At 68.8% G+C, this 25,602-nt stretch carries 16 protein-coding genes, 1 tRNA gene and 8 pseudogenes; 8 read left to right on the forward strand and 17 right to left on the reverse strand.

Annotated elements, in window-relative coordinates; translation table 11 throughout:
* The first annotated feature begins 12 nt into the window (after window positions 1-12).
* Window positions 13-2,164 (forward strand): annotated as a pseudogene (locus ACFJGX_RS22760) (PhoX family protein).
* A gap of 10 nt (window positions 2,165-2,174) precedes the next feature.
* On the opposite strand, the gene ACFJGX_RS22765 reads toward ACFJGX_RS22760, so the two are convergent.
* Entirely contained in the window at window positions 2,175-4,598 is a 2,424-nt protein-coding gene (locus tag ACFJGX_RS22765) for a UvrD-helicase domain-containing protein (protein ID WP_382327131.1), read from the reverse strand.
* A gap of 230 nt (window positions 4,599-4,828) precedes the next feature.
* On the opposite strand from ACFJGX_RS22765, the gene ACFJGX_RS22770 reads away from it, so the two are divergent.
* A complete protein-coding gene (locus tag ACFJGX_RS22770; RefSeq protein WP_382159653.1) occupies window positions 4,829-5,806 on the forward strand; it encodes a GMP reductase in 978 nt (325 codons plus the stop codon).
* 307 nt (window positions 5,807-6,113) lie between these two features.
* Here ACFJGX_RS22770 and ACFJGX_RS22775 read toward each other — a convergent pair.
* Window positions 6,114-6,999, reverse strand: a pseudogene (locus ACFJGX_RS22775) (alpha/beta hydrolase).
* Window positions 7,000-7,164: 165 nt separating this feature from the next.
* Here ACFJGX_RS22775 and ACFJGX_RS22780 point away from each other — a divergent pair.
* Window positions 7,165-8,008: pseudogene (locus tag ACFJGX_RS22780) on the forward strand (NAD(P)-dependent oxidoreductase).
* A 26-nt stretch (window positions 8,009-8,034) separates the two neighbouring features.
* Window positions 8,035-8,110 (forward strand) — tRNA-Ala (locus ACFJGX_RS22785).
* Window positions 8,111-8,149: 39 nt separating this feature from the next.
* Here ACFJGX_RS22785 and ACFJGX_RS22790 read toward each other — a convergent pair.
* Window positions 8,150-8,248: a helix-turn-helix domain-containing protein gene (locus tag ACFJGX_RS22790; RefSeq protein WP_382323730.1), complete on the reverse strand. Its 99-nt coding sequence runs from the start codon at window positions 8,246-8,248 to the stop codon at window positions 8,150-8,152.
* 331 nt (window positions 8,249-8,579) lie between these two features.
* Window positions 8,580-8,972 (reverse strand): annotated as a pseudogene (locus ACFJGX_RS22795) (AraC family ligand binding domain-containing protein); the annotation flags it as partial.
* Window positions 8,973-9,152: 180 nt separating this feature from the next.
* On the opposite strand from ACFJGX_RS22795, the gene ACFJGX_RS22800 reads away from it, so the two are divergent.
* Window positions 9,153-10,283, forward strand: a complete 1,131-nt coding sequence (locus ACFJGX_RS22800; RefSeq protein ID WP_382327133.1) for an MFS transporter — start codon at window positions 9,153-9,155, stop codon at window positions 10,281-10,283.
* 15 nt (window positions 10,284-10,298) lie between these two features.
* Here ACFJGX_RS22800 and ACFJGX_RS22805 read toward each other — a convergent pair whose 3' ends face one another.
* The 10 genes and pseudogenes from ACFJGX_RS22805 to ACFJGX_RS22850 all read right to left on the reverse strand — a co-directional run.
* The gene (locus ACFJGX_RS22805; RefSeq protein WP_382323729.1) at window positions 10,299-11,894 is read right to left on the reverse strand and encodes an AMP-binding protein; all 1,596 of its coding nucleotides are present in this window, start codon (window positions 11,892-11,894) and stop codon (window positions 10,299-10,301) included.
* A gap of 21 nt (window positions 11,895-11,915) precedes the next feature.
* Complete coding sequence (locus ACFJGX_RS22810; RefSeq protein WP_382323728.1) at window positions 11,916-12,473, reverse strand: MarR family winged helix-turn-helix transcriptional regulator; 558 nt, start codon at window positions 12,471-12,473, stop codon at window positions 11,916-11,918.
* On the reverse strand, window positions 12,470-13,075 hold the full coding sequence (locus tag ACFJGX_RS22815; protein ID WP_382323727.1) for a carboxymuconolactone decarboxylase family protein: 606 nt from the start codon (window positions 13,073-13,075) through the stop codon (window positions 12,470-12,472). Before ACFJGX_RS22815 ends, ACFJGX_RS22810 begins: the two co-directional genes overlap by 4 nt.
* Window positions 13,072-13,779, reverse strand: a complete 708-nt coding sequence (locus ACFJGX_RS22820; protein WP_382323726.1) for an ABC transporter ATP-binding protein — start codon at window positions 13,777-13,779, stop codon at window positions 13,072-13,074. Before ACFJGX_RS22820 ends, ACFJGX_RS22815 begins: the two co-directional genes overlap by 4 nt.
* A complete protein-coding gene (locus tag ACFJGX_RS22825; RefSeq protein ID WP_382328773.1) occupies window positions 13,772-14,053 on the reverse strand; it encodes a hypothetical protein in 282 nt (93 codons plus the stop codon). The genes ACFJGX_RS22820 and ACFJGX_RS22825 overlap by 8 nt, the downstream gene beginning before the upstream one ends.
* A gap of 18 nt (window positions 14,054-14,071) precedes the next feature.
* Window positions 14,072-14,555: pseudogene (locus tag ACFJGX_RS22830) on the reverse strand (ATP-binding cassette domain-containing protein); the annotation flags it as partial.
* Window positions 14,552-15,496 (reverse strand): branched-chain amino acid ABC transporter permease, encoded by a 945-nt coding sequence (locus tag ACFJGX_RS22835; RefSeq protein ID WP_382327135.1) that lies wholly within the window; start codon window positions 15,494-15,496, stop codon window positions 14,552-14,554. The pseudogene ACFJGX_RS22830 and the gene ACFJGX_RS22835, both read right to left, overlap by 4 nt.
* On the reverse strand, window positions 15,493-16,347 hold the full coding sequence (locus tag ACFJGX_RS22840) for a branched-chain amino acid ABC transporter permease (protein ID WP_291120566.1): 855 nt from the start codon (window positions 16,345-16,347) through the stop codon (window positions 15,493-15,495). The genes ACFJGX_RS22835 and ACFJGX_RS22840 overlap by 4 nt, the downstream gene beginning before the upstream one ends.
* Before the next feature lie 31 nt (window positions 16,348-16,378).
* Window positions 16,379-17,104 (reverse strand): ABC transporter substrate-binding protein, encoded by a 726-nt coding sequence (locus tag ACFJGX_RS22845; RefSeq protein ID WP_382327137.1) that lies wholly within the window; start codon window positions 17,102-17,104, stop codon window positions 16,379-16,381.
* A 79-nt stretch (window positions 17,105-17,183) separates the two neighbouring features.
* Window positions 17,184-17,564, reverse strand: a pseudogene (locus ACFJGX_RS22850) (ABC transporter substrate-binding protein); the annotation flags it as partial.
* Window positions 17,565-17,764: 200 nt separating this feature from the next.
* Here ACFJGX_RS22850 and ACFJGX_RS22855 point away from each other — a divergent pair.
* Window positions 17,765-18,521: pseudogene (locus ACFJGX_RS22855) on the forward strand (SDR family oxidoreductase).
* A 69-nt stretch (window positions 18,522-18,590) separates the two neighbouring features.
* Entirely contained in the window at window positions 18,591-19,682 is a 1,092-nt protein-coding gene (locus ACFJGX_RS22860) for a DNA topoisomerase IB (protein ID WP_382323721.1), read from the forward strand.
* Here ACFJGX_RS22860 and aqpZ read toward each other — a convergent pair.
* A complete protein-coding gene (gene aqpZ / locus ACFJGX_RS22865) occupies window positions 19,589-20,296 on the reverse strand; it encodes an aquaporin Z (RefSeq protein ID WP_382323720.1) in 708 nt (235 codons plus the stop codon). The genes ACFJGX_RS22860 and aqpZ overlap by 94 nt on opposite strands.
* A 233-nt stretch (window positions 20,297-20,529) precedes the next feature.
* On the opposite strand from aqpZ, the gene ACFJGX_RS22870 reads away from it, so the two are divergent.
* Complete coding sequence (locus ACFJGX_RS22870; RefSeq protein WP_382327139.1) at window positions 20,530-20,895, forward strand: GNAT family N-acetyltransferase; 366 nt, start codon at window positions 20,530-20,532, stop codon at window positions 20,893-20,895.
* Between the two features lie 40 nt (window positions 20,896-20,935).
* Here ACFJGX_RS22870 and ACFJGX_RS22875 read toward each other — a convergent pair whose 3' ends face one another.
* Together ACFJGX_RS22875 and ACFJGX_RS22880 are read right to left on the reverse strand one after the other, a co-directional pair.
* A complete protein-coding gene (locus tag ACFJGX_RS22875; protein ID WP_382327141.1) occupies window positions 20,936-22,387 on the reverse strand; it encodes an efflux transporter outer membrane subunit in 1,452 nt (483 codons plus the stop codon).
* Window positions 22,387-25,570, reverse strand: a pseudogene (locus tag ACFJGX_RS22880) (efflux RND transporter permease subunit). The gene ACFJGX_RS22875 and the pseudogene ACFJGX_RS22880 overlap by 1 nt, the downstream one beginning before the upstream one ends.
* Window positions 25,571-25,602 lie beyond the last annotated feature (32 nt).

The raw sequence follows: 25,602 nt of genomic DNA on the forward strand, positions 1-25,602 counted from the left end.
ATCAGAATCACCATGTCCCACGACCACTTCAACGACGAAGACTCCAACACCAGCAGCAACCCCGCCTTCGACAGCGTGCTGCAGGCCCGCCTGAGCCGCCGCAGCCTGCTGCGTGGCGGCGTGGGCACAGCGGGCACCGCCGCCCTGGGCGGCGCGGCGGCCCTGAGCGGCTGCGCCACCGCAGGCCCTGCCTCGCCGGTGCACAGCCTGGGCTTCACCCCCGCTGCGCAAGACCATGGCGGACCAGGTGACCGTGCCCCCGGGCTACACCGCGCGCGTCATCTACGCGCTGGGCGACCCGCTCACCGCCAGCACCCCGGCCTTCAAGAACGACGGCACCGACACCGACTTCGGCCAGCGCGCCGGTGACCACCACGACGGCATCGAATGGTTCGGCCTGGACGCGGCCGGCCAGCCCTCGGACAGCTTCGCCTCGCGCGGCCTGCTGGCCATGAACCACGAAGCCACCACCGACGAAAAGCTCAGCTCCTTCTTCATCCACGCCAACGGCGGCACGGCCACCCTGCCCCGCCCGGCGGCCGAGATCGACAAGGAACTCATGATCCACGGCCTGTCCGTGGTCGAGGTGCAGACCGACGGCAAGGCCTGGGCCACGAAGCAGGCCTCGACCTTCAACCGCCGCGTGACCACCCTGACGCCCGTCGCCATCCACGGCCCGGCGCGCGGCAGCGAACACCTGGTGACCCGCTTCAGCACCGACGGCACGCAGGCGCGCGGCACGCTCAACAACTGCGGCACCGGCCGCACGCCCTGGGGCACCTACATCTCGGGCGAAGAGAACTGGTTCGGCTACTTCTTCCGCGACGCCAAGGACGACGACGCGCGCAAGAAGGACAAGCAGGTCCAGGCCCTCAACCGCTACGGCCGCAAGGCCGGCGCGGCCAGCCGCCACGGCTGGGAAAGCGGCGGCGCCAGCGACACCTACACGCGCTGGAACAACGGCGCCGTGGGCGCCAGCGCCAAGGACGACTTCCGCAACGAGATGAACACCTTCGGCTACATCGTCGAACTCGACCCCTACAACCCGGCCAGCGTGCTGCGCAAGCGCACCGCGCTGGGCCGCCTGGGCCACGAGAACGCGACCTTCGCGCGCGTGAGCGCCGGCCAGCCGGTGGTGGCCTACATGGGCGACGACTCGCGCGGCGAGTACATCTACAAATTCGTCTCGGCCGCCAAGTGGGACCCCGCCGACGCCAAGCCCGCCAACCGCCTGGCCGCCGGCGACAAGTACCTCGACAAGGGCACGCTGTTCGTGGCGCGCTTCAAGGACGACGGCAGCGGCGAATGGCTGGAGCTCTCGATGGACAACCCGGTGATCGCCGGCAGCTCCTACTTCGAGTTCAAGAACGAGGCCGACGTCGCCATCTTCACCCGCCTCGCGGCCGACGCCGTGGGCGCCACCAAGATGGACCGCCCCGAGTGGGCCGGCGTGAACCCGAAGAACGGCGAGGTCTACATCACCCTCACCAACAACAGCAACCGCACCCCGGCCACGGCCGATGCCGCGAACCCGCGCGCCTACACCGACCTGAAAGCCGGCAAGGAACAGAAGGGCAACGTGAACGGCCACATCGTGCGCCTGGCCGAGAAGGCCCCGGCGGACGCGGCCTTCCAGTGGGACATCTACCTCTTCGCGGCCGAAGCGGATGCCGACAAGTCGACCATCAACCTCTCCAACCTGAGCGACGAGAACGACCTCTCTTCGCCCGACGGCCTGGTGTTCAGCAAGGCCACGGGCGTGTGCTGGATCCAGACCGACGACGGCGCCTACACCGACAAGACCAACTGCATGCTGCTGGCCGCCCTGCCCGGTCAGCGTGGCGACGGCGCGCGCAAGACCCTGAGCCATGGCGACCGCCAAGTGACCACGCACGTGGGCAAGGCGCAGACCCCGGCCACGCTCAAGCGTTTCCTGGTGGGCCCCAAGGGCGCGGAGATCACCGGCATCACCGAAACGCCCGACGGCCGCGCGATCTTCGTGAACATCCAGCACGCAGGCGAGAACACCAAGATGGCCGACGTGAACGACCCGACGAAGTTCGAGAGCCAGTGGCCTTCGAGCGCGGGCTACGGCGCGGGCAAGCGCCCGCGTTCCGCCACCATCGTGATCACGAAGAACGACGGCGGCGTGGTCGGCACCTGAACGGCAGGGTTCAGATCGGGGTGAGCTTGGCGACGCTGAGGGCCAGCCACTTCGTGCCGTGGCGCGTGAAGTTCACCTGCGCGCGCGCGTCGTCGCCCGCGCCCTCCACCGCCAGCACCTTGCCCTCGCCGAACTTGTTGTGGAACACGGCCAGGCCGGCGCGGATCTCGGTGCCCCGGTCGGGCTCGGGCGCGGTCTGACCCAGGCCCTTGGGATCGCCGCGCTCCTTGAAGCCCGGTGACCACGAAGGCTGGAGCGCGGCCGGTGCACCGCCGAAACCGCGCCGCCCGTTCTGCCACTGACCCCCACCACCGCCGCCCATGGGCGCGGACCAGGCCGGCTGCGGCGGCGTGAGCCACTTCAGGCATTCCTCGGGCAGCTCGTCGAAGAAGCGGCTCTTGAGGTTGTAGCGCGTCTGGCCGTGCAGCATGCGCGTCTGCGAATGGCTGAGGTACAGGCGCTTGCGCGCGCGCGTGATCGCCACATACATCAGGCGGCGCTCTTCCTCCAGGCCGTCGCGGTCGCTCATCGAGTTCTCGTGCGGGAACAGGCCTTCTTCCATGCCGGTGATGAACACGCAGTCGAACTCCAGGCCCTTGGCCGCGTGCACCGTCATGAGCTGCACCGCGTCCTGCCCGGCCTGGGCCTGGTTGTCGCCGGACTCCAGCGCGGCGTGCGTGAGGAAGGCCGCGAGCGGGCTGAGCGTCTCGCCGGTTTCGGCGTCGGGCGCCAGGGGTTCGTCCACCACCGGCAGGTTCGGGTCCAGTCCCTGGCTCACCGGGCTCTGCGTGAGGGGCTTGCCCAGCTCGTCCACCGGCAGGGCCACGGCATCGCGGCCGAAGCCTTCGATGCTCACGAAGCTCTCGGCCGCGTTCACCAGTTCCTCCAGGTTTTCCACCCGGTCCTGCCCTTCGCGCTCGCCCCGGTAGTGCTCGATCAGGCCGCTGTGGGCCAGCACCAGCTCGATGATCTCGCGCAGCGTGCGCCCTTCGGTCTGCTCGCGCATCACGTCGAGCTTGGCCACGAAGGCGCTCACGGCCACGCCGGCACGGCCGGTGACGGCACTCACCGCGTCGTGCAATGAACAGCCCGAGGCGCGCGCCACGTCCTGCAGTTGCTCGATGCTGCGCGCGCCGATGCCGCGCGGCGGGAAATTGACCACGCGCAGGAAGCTGGTGTCGTCGTGAGCGTTCTCCAGCAGCCGCAGGTAGGCCAGCGCGTGCTTGATTTCGGCGCGCTCGAAGAAGCGCAGGCCACCGTACACGCGGTACGGCACGGCGGCGTTGAACAAGGCGGTCTCCACCACGCGGCTTTGCGCGTTGCTGCGGTAGAGCACGGCCATCTCGCTGCGCGGCATGCCTTCGCGCGCGAGCTGCTTCATCTCGTCCACCATCCATTGCGCCTCGGCGAAATCGCTGGTGGCCTCGAACACGCGCACCGGCTCGCCCGCGCCCGCGTCGGTGCGCAGGTTCTTGCCCAGGCGGTGCGTGTTGTGGCTAATGAGCTGGTTGGCCGAGTCCAGGATGTTGCTCACGCTGCGGTAGTTCTGCTCCAGCTTGATCTGGTGGCGCACATTGAACTCGCGCACGAAGTCGGCCATGTTGCCCACGCGCGCGCCGCGGAAGGCGTAGATGCTCTGGTCGTCGTCGCCCACGGCGAACACCGCGTTGCCCGGGGAGGTGAGGCCTTCGAGCGGCGGCGCGCTGAACATCTTGATCCAGGCGTACTGCAGGCGGTTGGTGTCCTGGAACTCGTCGATCAGGATGTGGCGGAAGCGCCGCTGGTAGTGCTCGCGCACCGGGTCGTTGTCGCGCAGCACCTCGTAGCTGCGCAGCATGAGCTCGCCGAAGTCCACCACGCCCTCGCGCTGGCACTGCTCTTCGTAGAGCGCGTACAGCTCGATCTTCTTGCGCGTTTCCTCGTCGCGCGCGGGCACGTCGCGCGGGCGCTGGCCGTCTTCCTTGCAGCCGCTGATGAAGTACTGGATCTGCTTCGGGGGGTAGCGCTCGTCGTCCACGTTGAACTGCTTGCACAGCCGCTTGATGGCCGAGAGCTGGTCCTGCGTGTCCAGGATCTGGAAGGTGGCCGGCAGGTTCGCCAGCTTGTGGTGGGCGCGCAGGAAGCGGTTGCACAGGCCGTGGAAGGTACCGATCCACATGCCGCGCACGTTGATGGGCAGCATGGCCGAGAGGCGCGTCATCATTTCCTTGGCGGCCTTGTTGGTGAAGGTCACGGCCAGGATGCCCCCGGGCGAGACCTGGCCGCTCTGCAGCAGCCAGGCGATGCGGGTGGTGAGCACCCGCGTCTTGCCCGACCCCGCCCCCGCCAGGATGAGCGCATGCTCGGCTGGCAGCAGCACGGCGGCCGACTGCTCGGCATTGAGGCCCGCGAGCAGCGGGGAGGCGGAGGGGGCGACGGGGTCTTCGAACAGCATGGGTCGATTGTAGGAAGCGGCCCGCCCTCCGGCGGGCCATACCGGCATCCGTATACACCTCATAACAAAAGGGCTTCACCGGCGGGCCGACCCGGGTTCTCCGGGGCGTCTACAATCGGGCACCGGGCCCAAGCTTCTTGCGCCCGGTTTTTTTTGGCTCATCGCCAGAGAAGCCGGCCAGACCAAGCGCTCACCTGTTCAACAACAGCTTTCTGGAGCTTGGTTTCAAAATGGAAATCTTCGACTACGACAACGTCCTGCTTTTGCCGCGCAAGTGCCGCGTGGAGAGCCGTTCGGAATGCGACGCCGGCGTGGAGCTGGGCGGGCGCAAGTTCCGCCTGCCGGTGGTGCCAGCCAACATGAAGACGGTGGTGGACGTGCCGATCTGCACCTGGCTGGCGAAGAACGGTTACTTCTACGTGATGCACCGGTTCGACCTGGACAACGTGCAGTTCGTGCGCGACATGCGCGCCGAGGGCGTATTCGCCTCGATTTCGCTGGGCGTGAAGGCGCCCGACTACGCGACGGTGGACCGGCTGGTGGCCGAAGGCCTGGTGCCGGAGTACATCACGATCGACATCGCGCACGGCCATGCCGACAGCGTGAAGAACATGATCCGTTATCTGAAGGAGAAGCTGCCGGCGTCCTTCGTGATCGCGGGCAACGTGGCGACGCCGGAGGCGGTGATCGACCTGGAGAACTGGGGCGCGGACGCGACCAAGGTGGGCGTGGGCCCGGGCAAGGTGTGCATCACCAAGCTGAAGACGGGTTTCGGCACGGGTGGCTGGCAGTTGTCGGCGCTGAAGTGGTGCGCGCGCGTGGCGACCAAGCCGATCATTGCCGACGGCGGTATCCGCAGCCATGGCGACATTGCCAAGAGCATCCGTTTCGGGGCGTCGATGGTGATGATCGGTTCGCTGTTCGCGGGCCATGAGGAGTCGCCGGGTTTGACGGTGGAAGAGGACGGGGTGCGCTACAAGGAGTACTACGGCTCGGCCAGCGATTTCAACAAGGGCGAGTACAAGCACGTGGAGGGCAAGCGCATCCTGGAGCCGATCAAGGGCTCGCTGGCGGACACGCTGGTGGAGATGGAGCAGGACGTGCAGAGCTCGATCAGCTACGCCGGTGGCACCAAGCTCATGGATGTCCGCAAGGTCAACTACGTGATCCTGGGTGGGGACAACGCGGGTGAGCACCTCTTGATGTGATCTCTTTCGGGGCGTTTCGCGCGCCCTGCTTTCGCGGGCTCGGGAGCGTCCGGCGCTCTGCTCCGTGGGTGTCCCCCGGCGGCTGGTGCCGCCTCCTCCTTTACCCCGCTGCGCAGAACGCCCGGCACTCCTGAGCCGAAGCAATGCTGGCACGCCCACGGACCGAGTACCACGAGGTCCTCGGCGAGCGGGGTGGCCGGCGCAGCGAAGTAAAGGAGGAGAACCGGCGCAGCCGGTTCGGGGGACATGAGCGGAGCCGGCCACCCCGCTCGCCGAGGACCGGCGTCACCCGGAGAGAGAAAAAAACTCAGACGGAGAGAAGCGACCGCACCGCCTGATGCAACCGCTGCCGAGGATCGGCCAAGGCATCCACGATGCTGAAGTGGTTGAGGCCCGGAAGCGCCTCACACACCGGCACCACCCGCTCACCCCAAGCCGACTGGATCAACCGGTTGTGGCGCAGGAACTCGCTGCTCTCCAGCGCCCCCACCATGGCCGTCAACTGCCCACGCCCCTCGCGCACCAACGGCGCGGGCAGACGCGACGGACTGGCCTTGGCCGACCTGCTCCGCCGACAACCGCAAAGACGCCTGCACCGATGGCGTGTGCATCACCGGCTCCAGGTCGTACAGACCCGACATGCCCAGCGCGTTCTTCACCAAAGCCAGCGGCAGGTCGTCCCCCACCAGCGACCAGTCGCACGCCAGCATCATCGCCGCGAGATGAGCACCGGCCGAATGCCCCACCACCGTGATGCGGTGCGGGTCCCCACCATGCGCCCCGATGTGGCGGTGCACCCAGGCCAGCGCACGCACCATCTGCAAGGTGATCTCGGGAATCGTCACCGCCGGGCACAGCGCGTAGTTCGGCACCACCACACAGGCCCCGCGCTGCACGAACGGCGGCGCGATGAAAGAGTGGTCGGACTTGTCCAGGCTGCGCCACCAGCCCCCGTGGATGAACACCAGCACCGGCGCCGGTGGTTTGCCGGCCTGGCGCGGCGCGGGAAAAATGTCCAGCGTCTCGCCCGCCCCATGGCCGTAGCTCACATCGATCAAGGCACGACCACCTTCACGGGCCACCGCCGAGTCGCGCGCCCAACGCTCGAAATGCACCGGGTGTTCCGGCACCCGGGCCCGGTTGTTGTACTCGCGCTCGAGCCATTCGGCGTCGTAGGGGGCTGTGGTCTTCATCGCGCGCATTGTGTCATGGGGTTTTTGCCAAGAATGTGACCCATTGCCATGCCGGGCACGTATCCTGCCGGCACCCTTTCATCCCCATCCCCAGGCCCGCACGTGAACACCGACACCACCAGCACCCCACCCCTGCCCACCCGCATCGCCGTGCTCGGCATCGGCATGATGGGCTTTCCCATGGCGCGCCGCCTCTGCGAAGCCGGTTGCCAGGTCAGCGTGTGGAACCGCTCGCGCGCCAAGGCCGAGCGGCTCCAGCCCTTCGGCGCCACCGTGGCCGACACGCCCGCCGAGGCCGTGGCCCAGGCCGACCTCGTGATCACCCTGCTCGAACACGGCGGCGTGGTGGAGGACGTGCTGTTCCAGCAAGGCACCACCGCCGGCCTGCGGCCCGGCACGCTGGTGGTGGACATGTCGTCCATCCAGCCGCGCCAGGCGCGCGAGCACGCGGCGCGGCTCGCCAGCCAGGGCGTGCGCCACCTCGATGCGCCGGTGTCGGGTGGCACGGTCGGCGCCGAGCAGGGCACGCTGGCCATCATGGCTGGCGGCGAGGCGGCCGACTTCGAGCGCGCGCTGCCGGCGTTCGAACTGCTGGGCAAGGCCGTGCACGTGGGGCCGCACGGCGCGGGCCAGCTCGCCAAACTGGCCAACCAGATGATCGTGGGCATCACCATCGGCGCGGTGGCCGAGGCCCTGCTGCTGTGCGAGAAAGGCGGCGCCGACATGGGCAAGGTCCGGCAGGCCATCAGCGGCGGCTTCGCCGACAGCCGCATCCTGCAGGTGCACGGCCAGCGCATGGTGGAACGCGACTTCACCAAGCGCGCCGCGATCGCGGTGCAGTTGAAGGACATGCGCAACGCGCTGCGCAACGGCCGCAGAGATCGGCTTCGAGGCGCCGATCACCGGCCTGTTCGAGCAGCTCTACGCCCAGGCCGGGAACCACGGCCTGGCCGACATGGACCACGCCGCGCTGTTCGTCGAATTGGCTCGCCGCAATGGCATGAACTGAGCGTTCTTGCTACCATTTCGGCCTCTGGGGACGTAGCTCAGCTGGGAGAGCGTCGCGTTCGCAATGCGAAGGTCGGGAGTTCGATCCTCCTCGTCTCCACCACCCTCCTCTGGCCGCCTGGTTCCGTCATCGCGTCGCTGTTCAGGCTTCCAGAAAAAACTGGCTCGGTGTCTGACCGAAGTGTTTGCGGAACATGGCCGCGAAGGCGCTCGGGCTCTCGTAACCGAGTGCGAGCGCCACGTCGATGACCTTCTCGCCGGCTGCGCAATCGCTCCAGCGCGCGCAGCAGCCGCGCCTGCTGTCGCCACTGGGCGAAGGTCATGCCGGTGTCCTTGATGAAGAGCCGCTGGATGGTCTTCACGTCGATGGCCAGGCGCCGTGCCCAGTCGGCCATGGTGGACGGGTCGTCCGGCCGGCGTTGCAGCACCGCGGCGATCTGCAGCAGCCGGGGGTCGGTGGGCATCTGCAGGTACAGGGGCAGCACCGGCAGGGCCCGCAGCTCGTCGAGGATGAGGCGCATCAGGCGGCCGTCGCGCGTGCCTGGCGCGTAGGGTTGCGGCACGTCCATGGCGGCGCGGATCAGCTCGCGCAGCAGGGGCGAGATGGCGACGGCCTGCGTCCTGTCCATCAACCGGGGCGCGGCCTTCGGCGCCACCATGAGGCTGCGCATGTGCACCTCGCCGACGCAGCGGATCTCGTGCGTCATGCCCCTCTGCATCCAGATCGCGCGCGTGGGCGGCACCACCCAGCGGCCGGCCTCCGCCTGCACCACCATGACGCCGCGCACGGCATAGATCAGCTGGTGCTTGGCGTGCGCGTGCGGTTCGATGTGCCAGCCCGAGGGGTAGTCGGTCGAGCGCGCGAAGATGGGTGAGTTCTGCGCGTCGATCGCGTCCAGCACGTCGGAAAGGGCCGGGGGCCGGGGTGAGATGGCGATGTCGCTTTTGAGATGGTTGTTGGTCATTCAGCGCGAGACAGGCGTTGCCGCCTCCACCACAATTCTGACAGGCCCTTCCTGCCTGATCCTCTGCCGGACCTTCATTTCATTCACGTATGCCAACGCACCCCGCCCTCGCCTCCAGCCCTGCCCGAAATTCCATGCGCGACGCAGTGGCTGCTGAACATCGGTCACGCGATCGACCACATGTTCCTGCTGATTTTTGCCACCGCCGTGACGACGATCGCGCACGAGTTCGGCGTGGCGCGCTGGGAGGACCTGATGCCGTACAGCGTGGCGGCCTTCTTTTTCTTCGGCGTGGGCTCGCTGCCCTCGGGCAAGCTGGGCGACCAGTGGGGCCGCCGCCGCATGATGCTGGTGTTCTTCTTCGGCATGGGTGGCGCGGCCCTGCTGGTGAGCGCGACGCAGACGCCACTGCAGATGGCGCTGGCGCTGGCGCTGCTGGGCTGTTTCGCGTCGATCTACCACCCGGTGGGCATTCCCATGCTGGTGCAGGGCGCGCCGCGCCCGGGCTGGACCATCGGCATCAACGGCCTGGTGGGCAACCTGGGCGTGGCCGTGGCGGCGGTCGCCACCGGCTTCCTGGTGAAGTACTTCGGCTGGCGCATGGCGTTCGCGGTGCCGGGCGCCCTGTGCCTGCTGTTCGGCGTGGCCTTCGCGCTGCTCGCCACGCGCGAACAGGCCGCGCCCGCGAAGAAGAAGTCCGCCACCACCGTGGCGCCGGCCGATGTGTCCATGGCCAGGCTCTTCCTGGTGATGACCATCGCCGCCACCAGCGGCAGCCTGTTGTTCAACTTCTCGACCAACAGCAACTACGAGCTGCTGAGCGATCGCCTGCAGGCCCTTCTTCAGGACCCGGCGCAGATCGGCCTGCTGCTCGCCGCGATCTACGCGGTGGCCTCGTTCACGCAGTTGCTCGTGGGACACCTGATCGACCGGGTGGCGCTCAAGTCGCTGTACGTGAGCATCATCGCGGCGCAGGCCGTGCTGCTGGGCTTGTCGATGGTGCTGGACGGCTGGGCCTTCTACGCCGTGCAGTTCCTCTTCATGGCGACGATCTTCGGCGCCATCCCGTTCACCGACGCGATGATCGTGCGCTTCGTCGACGACAGCCTGCGCTCCCGCGTCTCGGGCATGCGCCTGGCGGTGTCGCTGGGCGCGAGTTCGCTGGCGGTGTGGCTGATCGGTCCGGTGGTCAAGCAGGCCGGCTTCACCGCCCTGCTCGGTGTGATGGCGGCCACCTCGGTGATCACGCTGCTGATCTTGAGCCAGCTGCCGTCCACGCCCGCCCCCACGAGCACGGGTCACGCGCCTTGATGGAGAGAGAGTGCCTCAGCCCTGTTGCACGTCCAGCGCGCCCTCGATGCCCTGCTTGCGCAGCACCGCGCGCTGCACCTTGCCGGTGGCGGTCTTGGGCAGGGCCTCCACGAACTTGACGAAGCGCGGCTTGGCAAAGCGCGGCAGTTGCCCGCTGGCGATGCGCAGGATCTCCGCACCGTCCAGCGTGGCGCCCGCCTTGGGCACGAGCGCGAGCATGACCTCGTCTTCGCCACCCGGCACGTCCGAGGGCACGGCGTAGGCGGCCACTTCCTCGATGCCCGGCAGCGCGGCCACAACCTCTTCCACTTCGGTGGCCGAGATGTTCTCGCCGCGCCGGCGGATGCAGTCCTTGATGCGGTCCACGAAGGTGACCAGGCCGTCTTCCCGCATGGTGCCGGCGTCGCCGGTGTGGAACCAGAGGTTGCGCCAGGCCTCCACGGTCTTGGCCGGGGCATTGAAGTAGCCGGCCATGAAGCCGAAGGGCACCTTGGGGCGCACGAGGATCTCGCCCATCTGGCCCGGCGGCAGGGCCTCGTCGGTCTCGGGATCGGCGATGCGCACCTCGAAGTGCTGTTCGTGCGTCCAACCCGCCGCGCCGGGCACGGAGCGGCCGATGCGGCCCCAGATGGGGATGTTGACCTCGGTCATGCCGAAGCCCGAGACGATGTCTTTCACGCCGAAGCGCTCGCGGAAGGCGGCCTCGTGCTGGGCCAGGTTCGGGGCGGTGAGCACGGCGCGCAGCGAGTGCTCGCGGTCCTGCGCCGAGGGCGGCTGGTGGATGATGAAACCGGCGGTGGCGCCCAGCAGGTTGGTCACGGTGGCCCCGTGTTCGCGCACGTCGGCCAGCCAGGCGCTGGCGCTGAAGCGGCGGCGCACGAAGGCGGGGATGCCGGCCAGCAGCGTGGCGCCCAGCTGCATGAGCAGGCCGTTGGCGTGGAACAGCGGCAGGCTGACGTAGTAGCGGTCCTGCGCCGTGAGTTCCACGCACTGGATCGTGCCGATGCCGTAGAGCGCGCAATGCGCGTGGGGCATGAGCACGCCCTTGCTCGGTCCGCTGGTGCCCGAGGTGTACATGATGCAGGCGATGTCTTCGGGCGCGGGGCCGGGGCCGTCCCAGTCGGGCTGCTGGGCCCAGTCCGGCCAGGCGAGCACCTGCCAGCGCTCGGGCAGCCTGGCGCTGGACGGCCCGCCCACCACGATGACGGTGCGCAGGTCGGGCACCTCGTCGGCGATGTCGGCGAGCGCGCCGAGCAGCTCGGCATCGACCACCACGCAACCCAGCGCGGAGTCGACGAGCTGGTGCCGCAGGAACGTGGCGCGCAGCTCGGTGTTGAGGAACACGGTGGTGGCGGCCAGGTGGGCCAGCCCCATCCATGCGGTGGCGAAGTCGCAGCCGTTGAACATGAACACGCCGACGCGGTCGGCGCGCCGCACGCCCAGGCGCTCGAAGAAGCCGGCCGCGCGCAGGCTGTGGGTGTGCGCCTGCCCGAAGCTGAGGCTCGCACCCTCGCTGTCGGTGAGCCAGGGGGCGTCGGGCGACCGGGTGGCCCGTTCCTTGAGCGCGGCGCTCAGCAGCCAGCGGCGGGGGTTGTGGATCTCGCTGTACATGTTCGGTGGTGTCGGGGTGGGTCAGGGTGGTGTCGGGAGGTCGAAGGGATGCGTGGTGACCCAGGCCATGTCTTCCGGCCGCACCATGACGGAGAGGCCGTTCCACATGCCTTCGATCTCCGCCTTGGAGAGCCGCGCCTGCGCCTGCCCGATCAGCGCGATCTGCCGCTGCGTGAGCAAACCGAGCAAGGCCTGCCCGTCGGCGGTGAGGTAGTTCTGGCGCACGCGGCGGTCTTCGGTGCTGTAGCGCTGTTCCAGCAGCCCCATGGTGGTGAGCTGGTTGGTGGTGCGCGAGAGGGCCTGGTTGCTGATGCGCAGCAGCGACATCAGCGAGCCCACGGTGATGCCGGGCGTGCGTCCCGCGAAGTGGAGCACGCGGTGGTGGGGACGGCCCAGGCCGTGGTCCATCAGCACCTGGTCGGCGATATCGGCCATCTGCAGGTGCACGAAGAACACCAGTTCCAGCGTGCGCATCGCGGCGCGCTCGGCGTCCAGCCCCGGCGCCTGGGCCTGCGTGTCGGGGGCCGCTTTGGGTGGGCGGGTCCGGCGGGTCTTGGGGGCGGTATCGGCCAGGCTCACGGGTGGGTTTCCTTCCACAGTTGTTGCAACCAGCCTACATGATGCAGCGCCTGGGCGGGCTCGGGTTCGAGGGTGGTCCGCATCAGGCTGTTCCAGCGGTTGAACCAGCCGAACAAGGCCACGATGGAGACGATCTCGATCAGCTCGTCCTCGGCGAAGTGCCGGCGCGCCTCGTCGAACGCCTGGCTGGCATCGCCCACGGGCAGCGTGGCGCCCGCGCTGGCGATGCGCAGGGCCGCGCGTTCGCGTTCGCCGAAGTGCGCGCTGTCGAGGTACTCGGGCAAGGCGGCCAAGGCCGCCCAGCCCACGCCCGCGTGCTGCGCGGCGTGCACCACATGCACGGCGCTGTAGGCGCAGCGCGCGCCCCGGCAGGCTTCGGCCCCCAGCAGAAAGCGCAGGCCGGGCTCGATCAACCCATCGCCGCGCAGCGTGGTCTGCACCAAGCCCAGCACCGCCGGCAGCACGCCGGGCTTGCGCGCCATGGTGAGCAGGGCGTGGGGCCGGTAGCCGACGAAGTTCACCAGGTCTTCGAGCTGCGGGTTCTGCGAGCGGGGATCGTCGGCGGCCAGCGGGGCGGCGCGCGCGGTGTTCGGCAGGTTCATGCGGGGATCTCGTGTTGCAGGCCGGAGAGCATGGCCTCCAGCCGGTCGTCGATCTGGTCGCGGCCGCCGCTCCACACCACGCGCCCGCTGTCGAGCAGGCAGAAGCGTTGCGCGACGCGCCGGGGCACGCGGAAGTTCTGCTCCACCAGCAGCACCGACACACCGGCGCGGCTCACGAACTCGATGGCCGCCACGATCTGCTCGATGATGACGGGCGCGAGCCCTTCGGTGGGCTCGTCCAGCAGCAGGTAACGCGGGTTGGTGAGCAGCGCGCGGCCAATGGCCAGCATCTGCTGCTCGCCGCCGGACAGCGACGTGCCCTGCGCCAGCCGCCGTTCGCGCAGGCGCGGAAACAGGGCGTACACGCGCTCGATGGTCCAATGCCCGGGCGGATGGCTCAGGCTGGCGAGCAAGAGGTTTTCCTCGGCGCTCAGGCCGCTGATGATGTCCCGGCTGTCGGGCACGAGCGCGATGCCGCGCCGGCTCGAATCGGGCAGCGACAGGCCCGTGATGTCCTGGCCATCGAGCTCGCGCTGCCCCTGCCACAGGGGAATCTGCCCCATCATCGCGCGCAGCGTGGTGGACTTGCCCGCGCCATTGCGGCCCACCAGCGCGAGCACTTCGTTGGGCGCGCAGGCGATGGAGACGCCGTGCAAGGCCTGCGCCTTGCCGTAGAACACGTCGGCGTTCTTCAACTCAAGCATGGGCCACCTCCTGGCGGTTGTCGTCGCCCAGGTAGGCACGCTTCACGCGCGGGTCGGCGCGCACTTCGGCGGGCGTGCCTCGCATGAGCACCTCGCCACCCATCATCACGACGATCTCGTCGGACAGCTTCATGACCACGTCCATGTTGTGTTCCACCAGCAGCACGGTGCGGTGCTCGCGCACGCGTTCGATCAGCTCCAGCGTGGCGGCGATCTCGTGGTGCCCCACACCGGCCAGCGGCTCGTCCAGCAGCAACACGCGCGGGTCGGCCATGAGCGCCAGGCCGAGTTCCACCGCGCGCTGGCGGCCGTGACTGAGCGTGCGCAACGGGCCGGTCCAGCACATCGGACAGGCCGACGACGGACGCGACCTCGCGCGCCCGCTCGCCCAGCTCGCCCCACCGGTCCACCGGCCGCCAGAAGGGCTGCAGGCGAAAACGCGGCGGCTGCGCGGCCACGCGCAGGTTCTCGAAGGTGGTCATCTCCTGGAAGATGTTGATGATCTGGAAGCTGCGCCCCAGGCCCCGGCGCGTGCGCGCGGCGACCGAGAGGCGCGTGATCTCATCACCCCAGAGTTCGATGCGGCCGGACTTGAGCGGCGCGCGGCCACTGATGGCATTGAGCAGCGTGGTCTTGCCCGCGCCGTTGGGGCCGATGAGGCCCACGGTCTTGCCCGTGGGCACGTCCAGCGCCACGTTGTTGAGGGCGACGAAGCCGTCGAACTCGACCGTGATGCCCGAACACGCGATGGCTGGCGCCTGGGTAGCGGTCTTCATCGTTGGCTCCACCAGTGCAGTGCGGTACCGGCCAGCCCCTTGCGCAGAAAGAGCGTGCACAGGATGAACACCAGGCCCACCAGGCCGTACCAGTAGTCGGAATAGGCCGCGAGCACTTCGCGCAGCACCTCGAAGAACGCCACGCCGACGATGGGGCCGAGCAGCGTGCCGCTGCCACCGAGCAGTGTCATGATGAGAACGTCGCCCGAGGTTTTCCAGTTCAGCATCTGCGGGCCGGTGTACATCATCAACGAGGCCAGCAGGCCGCCGGCGACGCCCGAGAGCGCACCGGAGACGGCCATGGCGGACTGGCGCAACGGCCGCACGCCAAAACCGAGCTGCTCGGCGCGCACCGGGTTCTGCCGCACCGCCTGCCAGGCCTGCCCCAGCGGCGAACGGCGCAGCACCCAGCAAGCCAGCACCACGGCCACGAACACCACGTACACGACCCAGAAGAAGTTGGCGTTGTGGAAGAAGTCGATCTCGCCCCAGGCCGGCCGCGCCACGCCGGGCAGGCCGTCCACCCCGCCGGAGAGGCCACGCAGGCGCGTGAGCATGAGGATGGACATGAGCTCGGCCAGCATCAGCGTGAGCAGTGAGAAGAACAGGCCGGTGATGCGGCTGCCGATCAGGCTCACGGCCCAGGCGCAGGCCGCGCCCAGCAGCGCGGCGGCCACCAGACCCAGGCTGAATGGCAGGCCGCCGTGCATCTGCGCCCAGGCCATGCCGTAGGCGCCCATGCCGAAGTAGGCGGCGTGGCCGAAGGAGAGGATGCCCGTGGTGCCGAACACCAGGTCGTAAGCCAGCGCGAAGATGGACCACACCATGACCAGGCAGGCGACGAAAAGAATGCCCTCGTCGCGCGTGCCGATGCGCAGTGCCACGAGGATGGCGATGGCCAGCAGGCACAGCCGGATGTCCAGGCGTTCGATACGGCTCATGCGAGTCGCTCCTTCTTGCTGAAAAGGCCCTGCGGCCGCAGCAGCAGCGTGGCGATGAGCACGGCGTAGGTCAGCGTGTCGATCCAGTCGGGCAGGTATTGCTGGCCAAAGGCGCGGGTCATGCCGATCAGCAGCGCGCCCACCATGGCGCCGCGGATGTTGCCCAGGCCACCGATGATGACCACGATGAAACAGTCCAGGATGATGGTGCCGCCCATCTGCAGCTGGATCGGCAGCATCGGCCCGGCCATGGCGCCGCCCAGGCCGGCGAGCGCCGCGCCCACGGCGAACACCGCCGTGCGCACGCGGTCCACACGCACCCCCAGGGTGGCGGCCATCAAGGGGTGCGTGCTGCACGAACGGATCACCAGCCCGATGCGCGAGCGCTCGATGCCCAGCAGCAGCACGGCCATGGTGGCCGCGCCGACGGCGATGACGAACAGGCGGTAGCGCGAGACGTCCGTGTCGAACAGCGCGACGCTGCCCGACAACCACGGCGGCACCGCGATGCTCTTGCCGCTCAGCCCCCAGGTGGCGCGCACCACTTCTTCGAGCACCAGAATGAGCCCGAAGGTGATGAGCAGCTGGAACTCGTGCGGCGCCGAGTAGATGGGCCGCAGCGTGAGCCGCTCGATCAGCACCCCCACCAGCGCCAGCAGCACCGGCACCAGGGCGATGGCCCACCAGAAACCGGCCCACCACGCGATCTGGAACGCCAGGTAGGCCCCCAGCATGTAGAGCGCGCCGTGCGCGAAGTTGATGATGCGCAGCATGCCGAAGATCAGCGTCAGCCCCGCGGCCAGCAGGAACAGCAGCATGCCGATGCTCAGACCGATGACGAAGGTGGACATGGAGGTTGCTCGCTCGCCGGTGCGGGCCCGCTCACTGGCAGGGCTTGAAGAGGTCCTGCGCGGTGAAGGTTTCGGTGACCTTCATCGTGACGGGTGGCTGGCCCGCGCCACCGGCGACGGCGGTGCCGAACAGGCCCACCTGCTCGGCCTGGTTGTCGCAGGCGCGCATGCGCTTGGCGCCCTCCACCGAGTCGTTGCGCACGCTGTTCCTGAACGCGTCGACCCACTTTTCCTTGTCCCACACGCCGGTGCTCTCGACCACGTCGAGCCACCAGCTCATGCCGTCGTAGGCCTCGCCCGCGTACTGGCTGGGCAGCTCGCCGTATTTCGCGCGGTAGGCGGCCACGAAGCGCTTGTTGCGCGGCGTGTCCTGGGTGAAGTGGTAACGCAGCGTGGAATGCACACCGAGCGCGCCGCCGGCGCCGACCGACTGGCCCTGTGTTTCGTCCATCAGCATGGTGCCCATCACCTTCATCTTGCTCGCCAGGCCCACGTCGCCGCCCTGCTTGAGCGAGGTCACGGTGTCGCCGCCCACCACGATGAGCGCCAGGCCGTCGGCGCCGGACTTCATCGCCTTGTCCAGCAGGATCGCGTAGTCCTTGGTGCCGATCGGCGTGAAGTCGATGCCCGCGATCGCGATGCCCTTGCTCTCCATGTCGGCCTTGAGCGAGGCCCACATGTCGCGGCCCACCTGGTAGTCCGACACGATGCCGTAGACCTTCTTCACGCCCTGGCGCTTGGCGAACTCGCCGATCATGCGGTTCTCCATGCGCAACGGTGTTGGAGGTGCGGAAGGCGTAGCGCGTCTTGTCGGCACCGGTGATGCGGTCGTCCGCCGAGAGCGTAATGATCTGCGGCACCTTGCGCTGCTCGGTGAGTTTCATGATCGCCAGCGTGGAGCCCGAACTCACCTCGCCGAACAGGGTGTGCGTGTCGCGCGCCAGGACCCGCGTGGTCTTCTGCACCGCCACCTGGGTGGACGTCTCGGTGTCTTCCCACACCGCCTCGATGGGCTTGCCCAGCACGCGGTTGTTGCGCTCCTCGAAGGCGATGGTGGCGCCTCGGCGCATGTTCTCTCCCACGATGCCCCAGGCGCCGCTGAGCGGCACGATGCCTGCGATGCGGAAGGCGTCCTGCGCCAGAGCGGACGCGCCGCCCAGCAGGCAGCCCGCCGCCAGCGTGACCAGGCGCACATGCGATGCGAGTGTTCGATTCATGACTTGTCTCCTGTTTGTGATGCCGTGTTCCGGTTCGACGCGTGTCGATACACCCGATATCGAGATATACCAACATTGTTGTTATATATCCGTTGGTTGGCATAAGCACCGGGGTTTTCCCGGAGCCCAGGTGATAGAGCGCCCGGACCGCCGATTAACATGGCCCTCGCCCCATCCACCTCCACTCCCCAAGGATTCGCATGGCTTCAGAGACAACTTCCAAGATCGCCCTGGTCACGGGCGCGGGCAGCGGCATCGGCCGCGCCGTGGCGCTCGGCTTGTTGAAGGACGGTTACCACGTCGTGCTCACCGGGCGCCGCCCCGAGCCGCTGGCGGCGGTGGCGCAAGCGGGTGGGCCCAACGCGGTCGCCATCCCCGCCGACGTGCGGGACGAGCACAGCGTGCAGGCGCTGTTCGATCAGATCGAACAGCGCTATGGGGCGGCTCGACGTGCTGTTCAACAACGCGGGCGTGAACGCGCCGGCCGTGCCCATGGACGAGCTGCCGGTCGAGCGCTGGAAGGACGTGATCGACACCAACGTGACCGGCGTCTACCTCTGCGCGCGCGCCGCCTTCGGCCTGATGCGCCGGCAGACCCCGCAGGGCGGGCGCATCATCAACAACGGCTCGATCTCGGCCCACGCGCCCCGCCCCTTCAGCTGCCCCTACACGGCGAGCAAGCACGCGGTGCTGGGCCTGACCAAGACCATCGCGCTGGACGGCCGGCCCTACAACATCGTGTGCGGCCAGATCGACATCGGCAACGCGCTGACCGAGCTCTCGGCCCGCATGACGCAGGGCGTGCGCCAGGCCAACGGCACCATCGCCACCGAACCCATGATGGACGTGGCGCACGTGGCCGAGGCCGTGCGCTACATGGCGGGCCTGCCGCTGTCCACCAATGTGCTCAACATGACGGTGATGGCCAGCCAGATGCCGTTCGTGGGCCGGGGCTGACGGCCCCTTCCTACACACCATACGGACGGCGCCGACACACGCCGCGCGCGGGGCGCGGACACTGGCACCATGCCCGCCCCACTCACCTACGCGCAGGACGACACCCCCGGCTGGACCCGCGTGCGCCGAGGCAAGGGCTTTGCCTATCTGAGCGCCACCGGGCGCGCGATCCGCGACGCCGCGCAGCTGGACCGCATCAAGCGCCTGGCGATTCCACCCGCCTACACCGAGGTGTGGATCTGCCCCAGCGCGCGCGGGCACCTGCAGGCCACGGGGCGCGATGCGCGGGGCCGCAAGCAGTACCGCTACCACGCCGACTGGCAGGCCAGGCGCGAACAGCAGAAGTTCGACCGCATGCGCGAATTCGGCCGCACCCTGCCGCGCATTCGCCGCGCGGTGACGCGCGACCTGCGCAGCCACGAACTGACGCTGGACACCGTGGTGGCCGCCATCGTGCGGCTGCTGGACCGCACCGCGCTGCGCGTGGGCAATGAGGCCTACGCGACGGAGAACGGTTCGTTCGGCCTGACCACCCTGCGCAACCGCCATGTGCGCACGCGCGCGGCCAGCCTGGAGATCCGATTCCGCGGCAAGAGCGGCGTGGAGCAGACCGCGCGGCTCACCGACCCGGCCACCGCCCGCATCGTGCAGCGCTGCCAGGACCTGCCAGGGCAACACCTGTTCCAGTACATCGACGACGCCGGGCGGCGCCGCCCGGTGCGCTCACAACACGTCAACCAATACCTGCGGCGCGTGAGCGGCCACGACTTCACGGCCAAGGATTTCCGCACCTGGCACGCCAGCGTGCTCGCGCTGGAGCTGACCGCCGGGCTGGCGCCCTCCGCACCCGGGGACGCGGTGGCGCCCACGCGCGCCACGGTGGTCGAAGTGGTGCGCCAGGTGGCCCGGCAGATCGGCAACACGCAGGCGGTGTGCCGCCGCTTCTACATCCACCCGGCGGTGCTGCAGGCCGTGCTCGACGGCCCGGCGAGGAAAGAAGAGAAAGCCAGCGGCACCACCGAAAGCGCGCTGTTGCGCCTGCTGTCGCGCCGCAAGAAGAAGGCGGCTCAGCCTTCGTCGCCGTCGGCCAGCAAGGCGCGCCAGATCAGCGCCCCGATGGCCGCGCCGACCAGGGGCGCGAGCCAGAACAGCCAGAGTTGATCCAGCGCGATGGCCGGGCCGAACAGCACCGGGCCGGTGCTGCGCGCCGGGTTGACCGAGGTGTTGGTGACCGGGATCGAGATCAGGTGGATCAGGGTCAGGCACAGGCCGATGGCCAGGCCGCCGAAGCCGGCGGCCGCGCGTTTCGCGGTGGCGCCGAGGATGACGAGCAGGAACACGGCGGTAAGCACCACTTCGGTCAGCAGCGCGGCCGTCATGTCGTAGCCGCCGGGCGAGTGCTCGCCAAAGCCATTGGTCGCGAAACCGCCCACTTCAAAGCCCGGCTTGCCGGTGGCGATGAGGTACAGCACGCCGGCCGCGGCCACGGCACCCAGCACCTGCGAGACCACATAGCCCGGCAGCTCGGCCGCGCGGAAGCGGCCCCCGAGCGCCAGGCCCAGCGAGACCGCCGGATTGAAGTGGCCGCCGGAGATCGGCCCGAAGGCGTAGGCGCCGGTCAGCACCGTCAGGCCGAAAGCCAGGGAGACGCCGACGAAGCCGATGCCGAGCTGCGGAAAGGCCGCCGCCAGCACCGCGCTGCCGCAGCCGCCGAACGTGAGCCAGAACGTGCCGAGGAACTCGGCGGACCATTTTTTCAGGTTGCTGTTTTTCATGCTGCTTGGAGGCGAGTCGAGAGGCAGCGAAGATAAGCAGGCGAGAGAGCCCGCGCAAGCCGATTAACAATGATTTGACACACACCCGCGCCCGGCGCTCCATCCCGCCCCTTGTTGACTTTTGAAATACCCAGGCATGGCCTTCACGCTGCACCCGTTCTCCGACATCCCGACCGAAGACTGGATGAGTCTCCTGAATCACCCGGACGTGATCCGCCACATGCCACTCGCTGATGGCCGATTGGACGCGGGACGCTGCCGCGGACTGGGCCAAGGGCAAAGACGCGCAATGGCTGGAGCGTGGCTATGGGCCGTGGTCCATCCGGGTGGACGGCCAGTTTGCAGGCTGGGGCGGTTTTCAGCGCGAAGGCGATGAGGCCGACCTCGCGCTGGTTCTGCTGCCGGCCTACTGGGGACACGGTGCCGAGATGTTTCGCGGCTTCATGAACCGCCGGGCGGAACTCGGCATTGGCGCGGTCAGCATTCTGCTGCCGCCGAGTCGTTCTCGAACCCGGGGCCTGGCCAGACTCGGCTTCGCCCCGGATGGCGAACTGACGTACGAAGGCCAGCGTTTCCTGAAATTCCGGGCCTTGGGCTGATGCGGGCCGAAGGCCGGCCGCCGCTGCGGGCCGTCGGGCGTCAGGAGGCCGGCGTCAGGTTGCCGCCCAGCACCTTCCACAGCGCCACGCGGTTGGCCTGTTCGGACTGCCGCAGGGCGATCAAGGCCTGCTGCGCGGCGTACAGGCCGCGTTGCGCGTCGAGCACGGTGAGGTAGTTGTCCACGCCCGAGGTGAAGCGCGCTTCGGAGAGTTCGAAGGCGCGCGCGTTGGCGTCCACCACGGCCTGCTGCGCCGCCAGGCGGGCCTCCCATTGCGCGCGTTCGGCCAGCGCGTCCGAGGCTTCGCGAAACGCGGTCTGGATGGCTTTTTCGTACTGGGCCACCGCGATGTCGCGGTTGGCCTGGGCCACGTCGACCGAGGCGCGCGCGGCGCCGCCGTCGAAGATCGGCCAGCGGATCTGCGGCACGAAGCTCCAGGTGTTGTTGCCGCTGCCGAACAGGTTGTCCAGCTCGCGGCTGCCGGTGCCGATGCTGGTGCTCAGGCTGATGGTGGGGAACAGCGCGGCGCGCGCCGCCGCCACGTTGGCCGACAAGGCCTGCAGGTTGTATTCGGAGGCGCGCACGTCGGGGCGCTCGAGCAGCAAGGACGACGGCAATTCGGCCGGCAGCGCCATCAGCGCGGCGGGCGCGGCCGCCGGCTCGGCACGCAGGGTCTCGGCGGTGGGCAGCCATTCGCGGCGCAGGCCGCTGCCCACCAGGGCTTCGAGGGCGTTGCGGTCCTTGGCGACCTGGGCCGTGAAGGCGGCCACGTCGCCGCGCGCGGTTTCCACGGTGATGCGGTTCTGCGCCAGCACCAGGCCCGAGGTGCCCCCCAGCTGGTGGATGCGCTCGGTGAGCTGGTAGGCCTTTTCGCGGCCGGCCAGGGTGTCGCGCGCCAGGGTCAGGCGGGCTTCGTTGGCGGCCAGGTTGAGCCAGGCGTTGGTGACGTCGGCCACCAGCGTGATGCGCACGTTGCGCTGGTTTTCCTCGGACTGCAGGAACTGCTGCAGCGCCGCCTCGTTGAGGTTGCGCACGCGGCCCCAGAAATCGAGTTCGAAGCTGGTGATGGCGAGTTGCGCGGTGTACTGCGTGGAGGTGGTGGACTGGCGATTGCTGGCGAGGTCGGCCGCGGTGCGGCTGCGGCTGCCCTGCGCGGTGGCGGCGACGGTGGGCAGCTGGGCCGCGCTGGTGATGCCGTACTGCGCGCGGGCGCGCTCGATGTTGGACAGGGCCACGCGCAGGTCGCGGTTGTGGGTGAGCGCCTGCGCGATCGACTGGCGCAGGCCCGGGTGCTGCACCCAGGCCAGGCGCTGCGAGGTCTGCACGGCGGCGGCGCTGGCGTCCACCACGGCCAGCGGCTGGCCCAGCGTGGGGGCGACCACGCCTTGCACGTCGGGCTTGGCCGGGGGTTGCACGGCGCAACCGGCCAGCAACAGGAGCAAGGCGCCGACGGTGGCGGCCCGCTGGAAGGGGGGGGTCGTCATGGGGTGCATCACGCTTCTCCTCCTTGGTGCGACAGCGCGGGCGTGGCCAGGGGCGGCACGGCGGCGGCGGCCTTCGCGCGCCTGCGCTGCACCCAGCTGCGCACCAGCAGGAAGAACACGGGCACGAAGAACAGGCCCAGCGAGGTGGACAGCACGGTGCCTCCGAGCACGGCGGTGCCGATGGCCTGGCGGCTGGCCGCGCCCGGGCCGGTGCCCAGCGCGAGCGGCAGCACGCCGAAGCCGAAGGCCAGCGAGGTCATCAGGATGGGGCGCAGGCGCCGGCGCACCGCCTCCAGCGTGGCGTCGAAGATGCTGCGGCCCTGGTCCTGCAGCTGCACCGCGAACTCCACGATCAGGATGGCGTTCTTGGACGCCAGCCCCACGGTGGTCAACAGCCCCACCTGGAAGTACACGTCGTTGGACATGCCCCGGAAGTACGTGGCGCAGCAAGGCACCGACGATGCCCAGCGGCACCGCGAGGATGACCGAGAACGGCACGCTCCAGCTTTCATAGAGCGCGGCCAGGCACAGGAACACGAAGAGGATGGAAATGGCGTACAGCAGCGGCGCCTGCGCGCCCGACTGGCGCTCCTGCAGGGACGCACCCGTCCATTCGTAGCCGATGCCCACCGGCATCTCGGCCATGATGGATTCGACCGCGCGCATCGCATCGCCCGAGCTCACGCCGGGCGCCGTGTTGGCGATCATCTCCATGGCCGGCGAGCCGTTGTAGCGCAGCAGCTGGGGCGCGCTGCTGGTCCAGGTGGTGGAGGTGAAGGCCGCGAGCGGCACCATCTCGCCGTTGCGGTTGCGCACCGTCCACTTGCCGATGTCCTGCGGCAGCATGCGGTAGGGCGCGTCGCCCTGCACGTAGACGCGCTTGACGCGGCCGTTGTGCACGAAGTCGTTGACGTAGGAGCCGCCGACGGCGCTGGAGAGCACGTTGTTGATGTCGTTGGTGGACAGGCCCAGCGCGGCGGCCTTGCGGTCGTCGATCACCACCTTGAGTTCGGAGGTGACGTCGAAGTCGGTGGTGCGCATGTTGGTCAGCGAGGGGTGCTGGCCGGCCAGCTCGACCACGCGGTCCTTGGCCGCCCGCAGCGCCTCGTTGCCCAGGCCGTTGATGTCCTTGAGCATGAAGTTCACGCCGGCGTCCGAGCCCAGGCCGCGCACGGCCGGCGGCATGGAGACGAAGATGCGCGCCGCGCGGATGCGCGAGAGGTCGCGCGTGGCCTTGCGCGAGATCGCCTCGGCGCTCTGCTCGGGGTTGGGGCGTTCGTCCCAGGGCTTGAGGCGCACGAAGATGTTGCCCGAGCTCTGGTTGCCGCTGTTGCCCGCGATGGAGTTGACGCGCAGCACATCGGGCTGGGCGTTGAAGTAGCGGGTGATGTCCTGCAGAACGGTTTCGAGCTGCGCGTCCGACGAGCCGGCCGGCAGCGTCACGCTGGCGGTGATGAAGCCCTGGTCTTCCACCGGCAGGAAGGAGGTGGGCAGCTTCTGGAACAGGAACACCACGCCGCAGACGAGCAGCGCGAACAGCAGCATCACGCGCTTGCTGCGCAGCAGCAGCTGGCGCACCGCGCCCTGGTAGCGGGTGGAGTTGCGGTCGAAGCCGGCGTTGAACCAGCGGAAGAAGCGGTCCACCCAGCCCAGCATGCCTTTGCGAGCGGGCGCGCCCTCGTGCAGGTGCTCGGTGGGTTTGAGGATGGTGGCGCACAGGGCCGGCGTGAGCGAGAGCGCCACCAGCACCGAGAACGCCATGGCCGAGACGATGGCGACCGAGAACTGCCGGTAGATCACGCCCACCGAGCCCGAGAAGAAGGCCATCGGGATGAACACCGCCGAGAGCGTGAGGCCGATGCCCACCAGCGCGGGTGTGATCTCGGCCATGGACTTGATGGTGGCCTCCTTCGCGGGCAGACCCTCCTGGTGCATCACGCGCTCGACGTTTTCCACCACCACGATCGCATCGTCCACCAGCAGGCCGATGGCCAGCACCATGGCGAACATGGTGAGCATGTTGATGGAGTACCCGAGCACCGAGAGCACGCCGAAAGTGCCCAGCAGCACCACCGGCACGGCGATGGCGGGGATCAGCGTGGCGCGCAGGTTCTGCAGGAAGATGAACATCACGATCACCACCAGCACCATGGCCTCGGCCAGGGTGACGGCCACTTCCTTGATGGAGGCGCGCACATAGGGCGTGGTGTCGGAACTGATGACGCCGGTGATGCCGTCGGGGAAGAAGGGCGCGAGTTCGGCCATCTTGGCGTTGACCGCCGTGGCCACGGCCATGGCGTTGGCGCCGTCGGCCAGCACGATGCCCAGGCCGGCGCCGGGCTGGTTGTTCAGGCGGGACTTCACCGTCAGGTTGTCGGCGTCCAGCTCGACGCGGGCCACGTCGCCCACGGTGACGAGCGAACCGTCGGCGGCGGCCTTGAGCACGATGCCGCGGAATTCGTCCACCGTCTTGAGCTTGGTGCGCGCCGTGATCGTGGCGTTGAGCATCTGGTCCTTCACCGCGGGCAGCGCGCCGAGCTGGCCGGCGGAGACCTGGGCGTTCTGCGAGTTCAGCGCCGAGACGATGTCCGAGGGCATCAGCGCGAACTGCTCCAGCTTGCCCGGGTCCATCCAGATGCGCATGGCGTAGCTGGTGCCGAACACGCTCACGTCGCCCACGCCGTCGATGCGCGAGATCACGTCGACCACGTTGCTGGTGATGTAGTCACCGATCGCCACCTGCGTGACCGTGGGGTCGGGCGAGGTGAAGACGTAGGTCATCAGGTTGTCCTGACCGCCCTTGTTCACGAACACGCCCCGGCTCTTCACCGCCTCGGGCAGCCGGTTCATGGCCGTCTGCAGCTTGTTCTGCACCTGCACCTGGGCCACGTCGATGTCGGTGCCGGGGGCGAAGGTCAGCTGCGTGCGCGAGCGGCCGGCGGAGTCGCTGGTCGAGCTCATGTAGAGCACGTTGTCGATGCCCTTGAGCTGCTGCTCGATCACCTGGGTGACGGAGTCGGCCACGGTCTCGGCCGAGGCGCCGGTGTAGATGGTGTTGATCGAGACGCGCGGGGGCGCGATGTCGGGGTACTGCTCCAGCGGCAGGGTGAAGATGGACATGAACCCCGCGAGCATGACCACGATGGACAGCACCCAGGCGAAAACGGGACGGTGAATGAAGAAGTGGGCCATGGTGCTGCGTGTGGAGTCCGGTTTGCTCGAAG

The sequence above is a fragment of the Hydrogenophaga sp. UC242_50 genome, assembly GCF_042697355.1.
Lineage (GTDB): Bacteria > Pseudomonadota > Gammaproteobacteria > Burkholderiales > Burkholderiaceae_C > Hydrogenophaga.

Excerpts from the sequence above, each read along its gene's own strand:
- ACFJGX_RS22840 (WP_291120566.1), bottom strand. The coding sequence starts at position 16,347 with ATGTCCACCTTCGTCATCGGTCTGAGCATCGGCATGCTGCTGTTCCTG.
- ACFJGX_RS22845 (WP_382327137.1), bottom strand. The coding sequence starts at position 17,104 with ATGATCGGCGAGTTCGCCAAGCGCCAGGGCGTGAAGAAGGTCTACGGC.
- ACFJGX_RS22770 (WP_382159653.1), top strand. The coding sequence starts at position 4,829 with ATGGAAATCTTCGACTACGACAACGTCCTGCTTTTGCCGCGCAAGTGC.
- ACFJGX_RS22860 (WP_382323721.1), top strand. The coding sequence starts at position 18,591 with ATGCCCGCCCCACTCACCTACGCGCAGGACGACACCCCCGGCTGGACC.
- ACFJGX_RS22765 (WP_382327131.1), bottom strand. The coding sequence starts at position 4,598 with ATGCTGTTCGAAGACCCCGTCGCCCCCTCCGCCTCCCCGCTGCTCGCG.
- ACFJGX_RS22800 (WP_382327133.1), top strand. The coding sequence starts at position 9,153 with ATGTTCCTGCTGATTTTTGCCACCGCCGTGACGACGATCGCGCACGAG.
- ACFJGX_RS22870 (WP_382327139.1), top strand. The coding sequence starts at position 20,530 with ATGGCCGATTGGACGCGGGACGCTGCCGCGGACTGGGCCAAGGGCAAA.
- ACFJGX_RS22820 (WP_382323726.1), bottom strand. The coding sequence starts at position 13,779 with ATGCTTGAGTTGAAGAACGCCGACGTGTTCTACGGCAAGGCGCAGGCC.
- ACFJGX_RS22815 (WP_382323727.1), bottom strand. The coding sequence starts at position 13,075 with ATGAACCTGCCGAACACCGCGCGCGCCGCCCCGCTGGCCGCCGACGAT.
- ACFJGX_RS22805 (WP_382323729.1), bottom strand. The coding sequence starts at position 11,894 with ATGTACAGCGAGATCCACAACCCCCGCCGCTGGCTGCTGAGCGCCGCG.
- aqpZ (WP_382323720.1), bottom strand. The coding sequence starts at position 20,296 with ATGAAAAACAGCAACCTGAAAAAATGGTCCGCCGAGTTCCTCGGCACG.
- ACFJGX_RS22835 (WP_382327135.1), bottom strand. The coding sequence starts at position 15,496 with ATGAGCCGTATCGAACGCCTGGACATCCGGCTGTGCCTGCTGGCCATC.
- ACFJGX_RS22825 (WP_382328773.1), bottom strand. The coding sequence starts at position 14,053 with ATGGCCGACCCGCGCGTGTTGCTGCTGGACGAGCCGCTGGCCGGTGTG.
- ACFJGX_RS22875 (WP_382327141.1), bottom strand. The coding sequence starts at position 22,387 with ATGCACCCCATGACGACCCCCCCCTTCCAGCGGGCCGCCACCGTCGGC.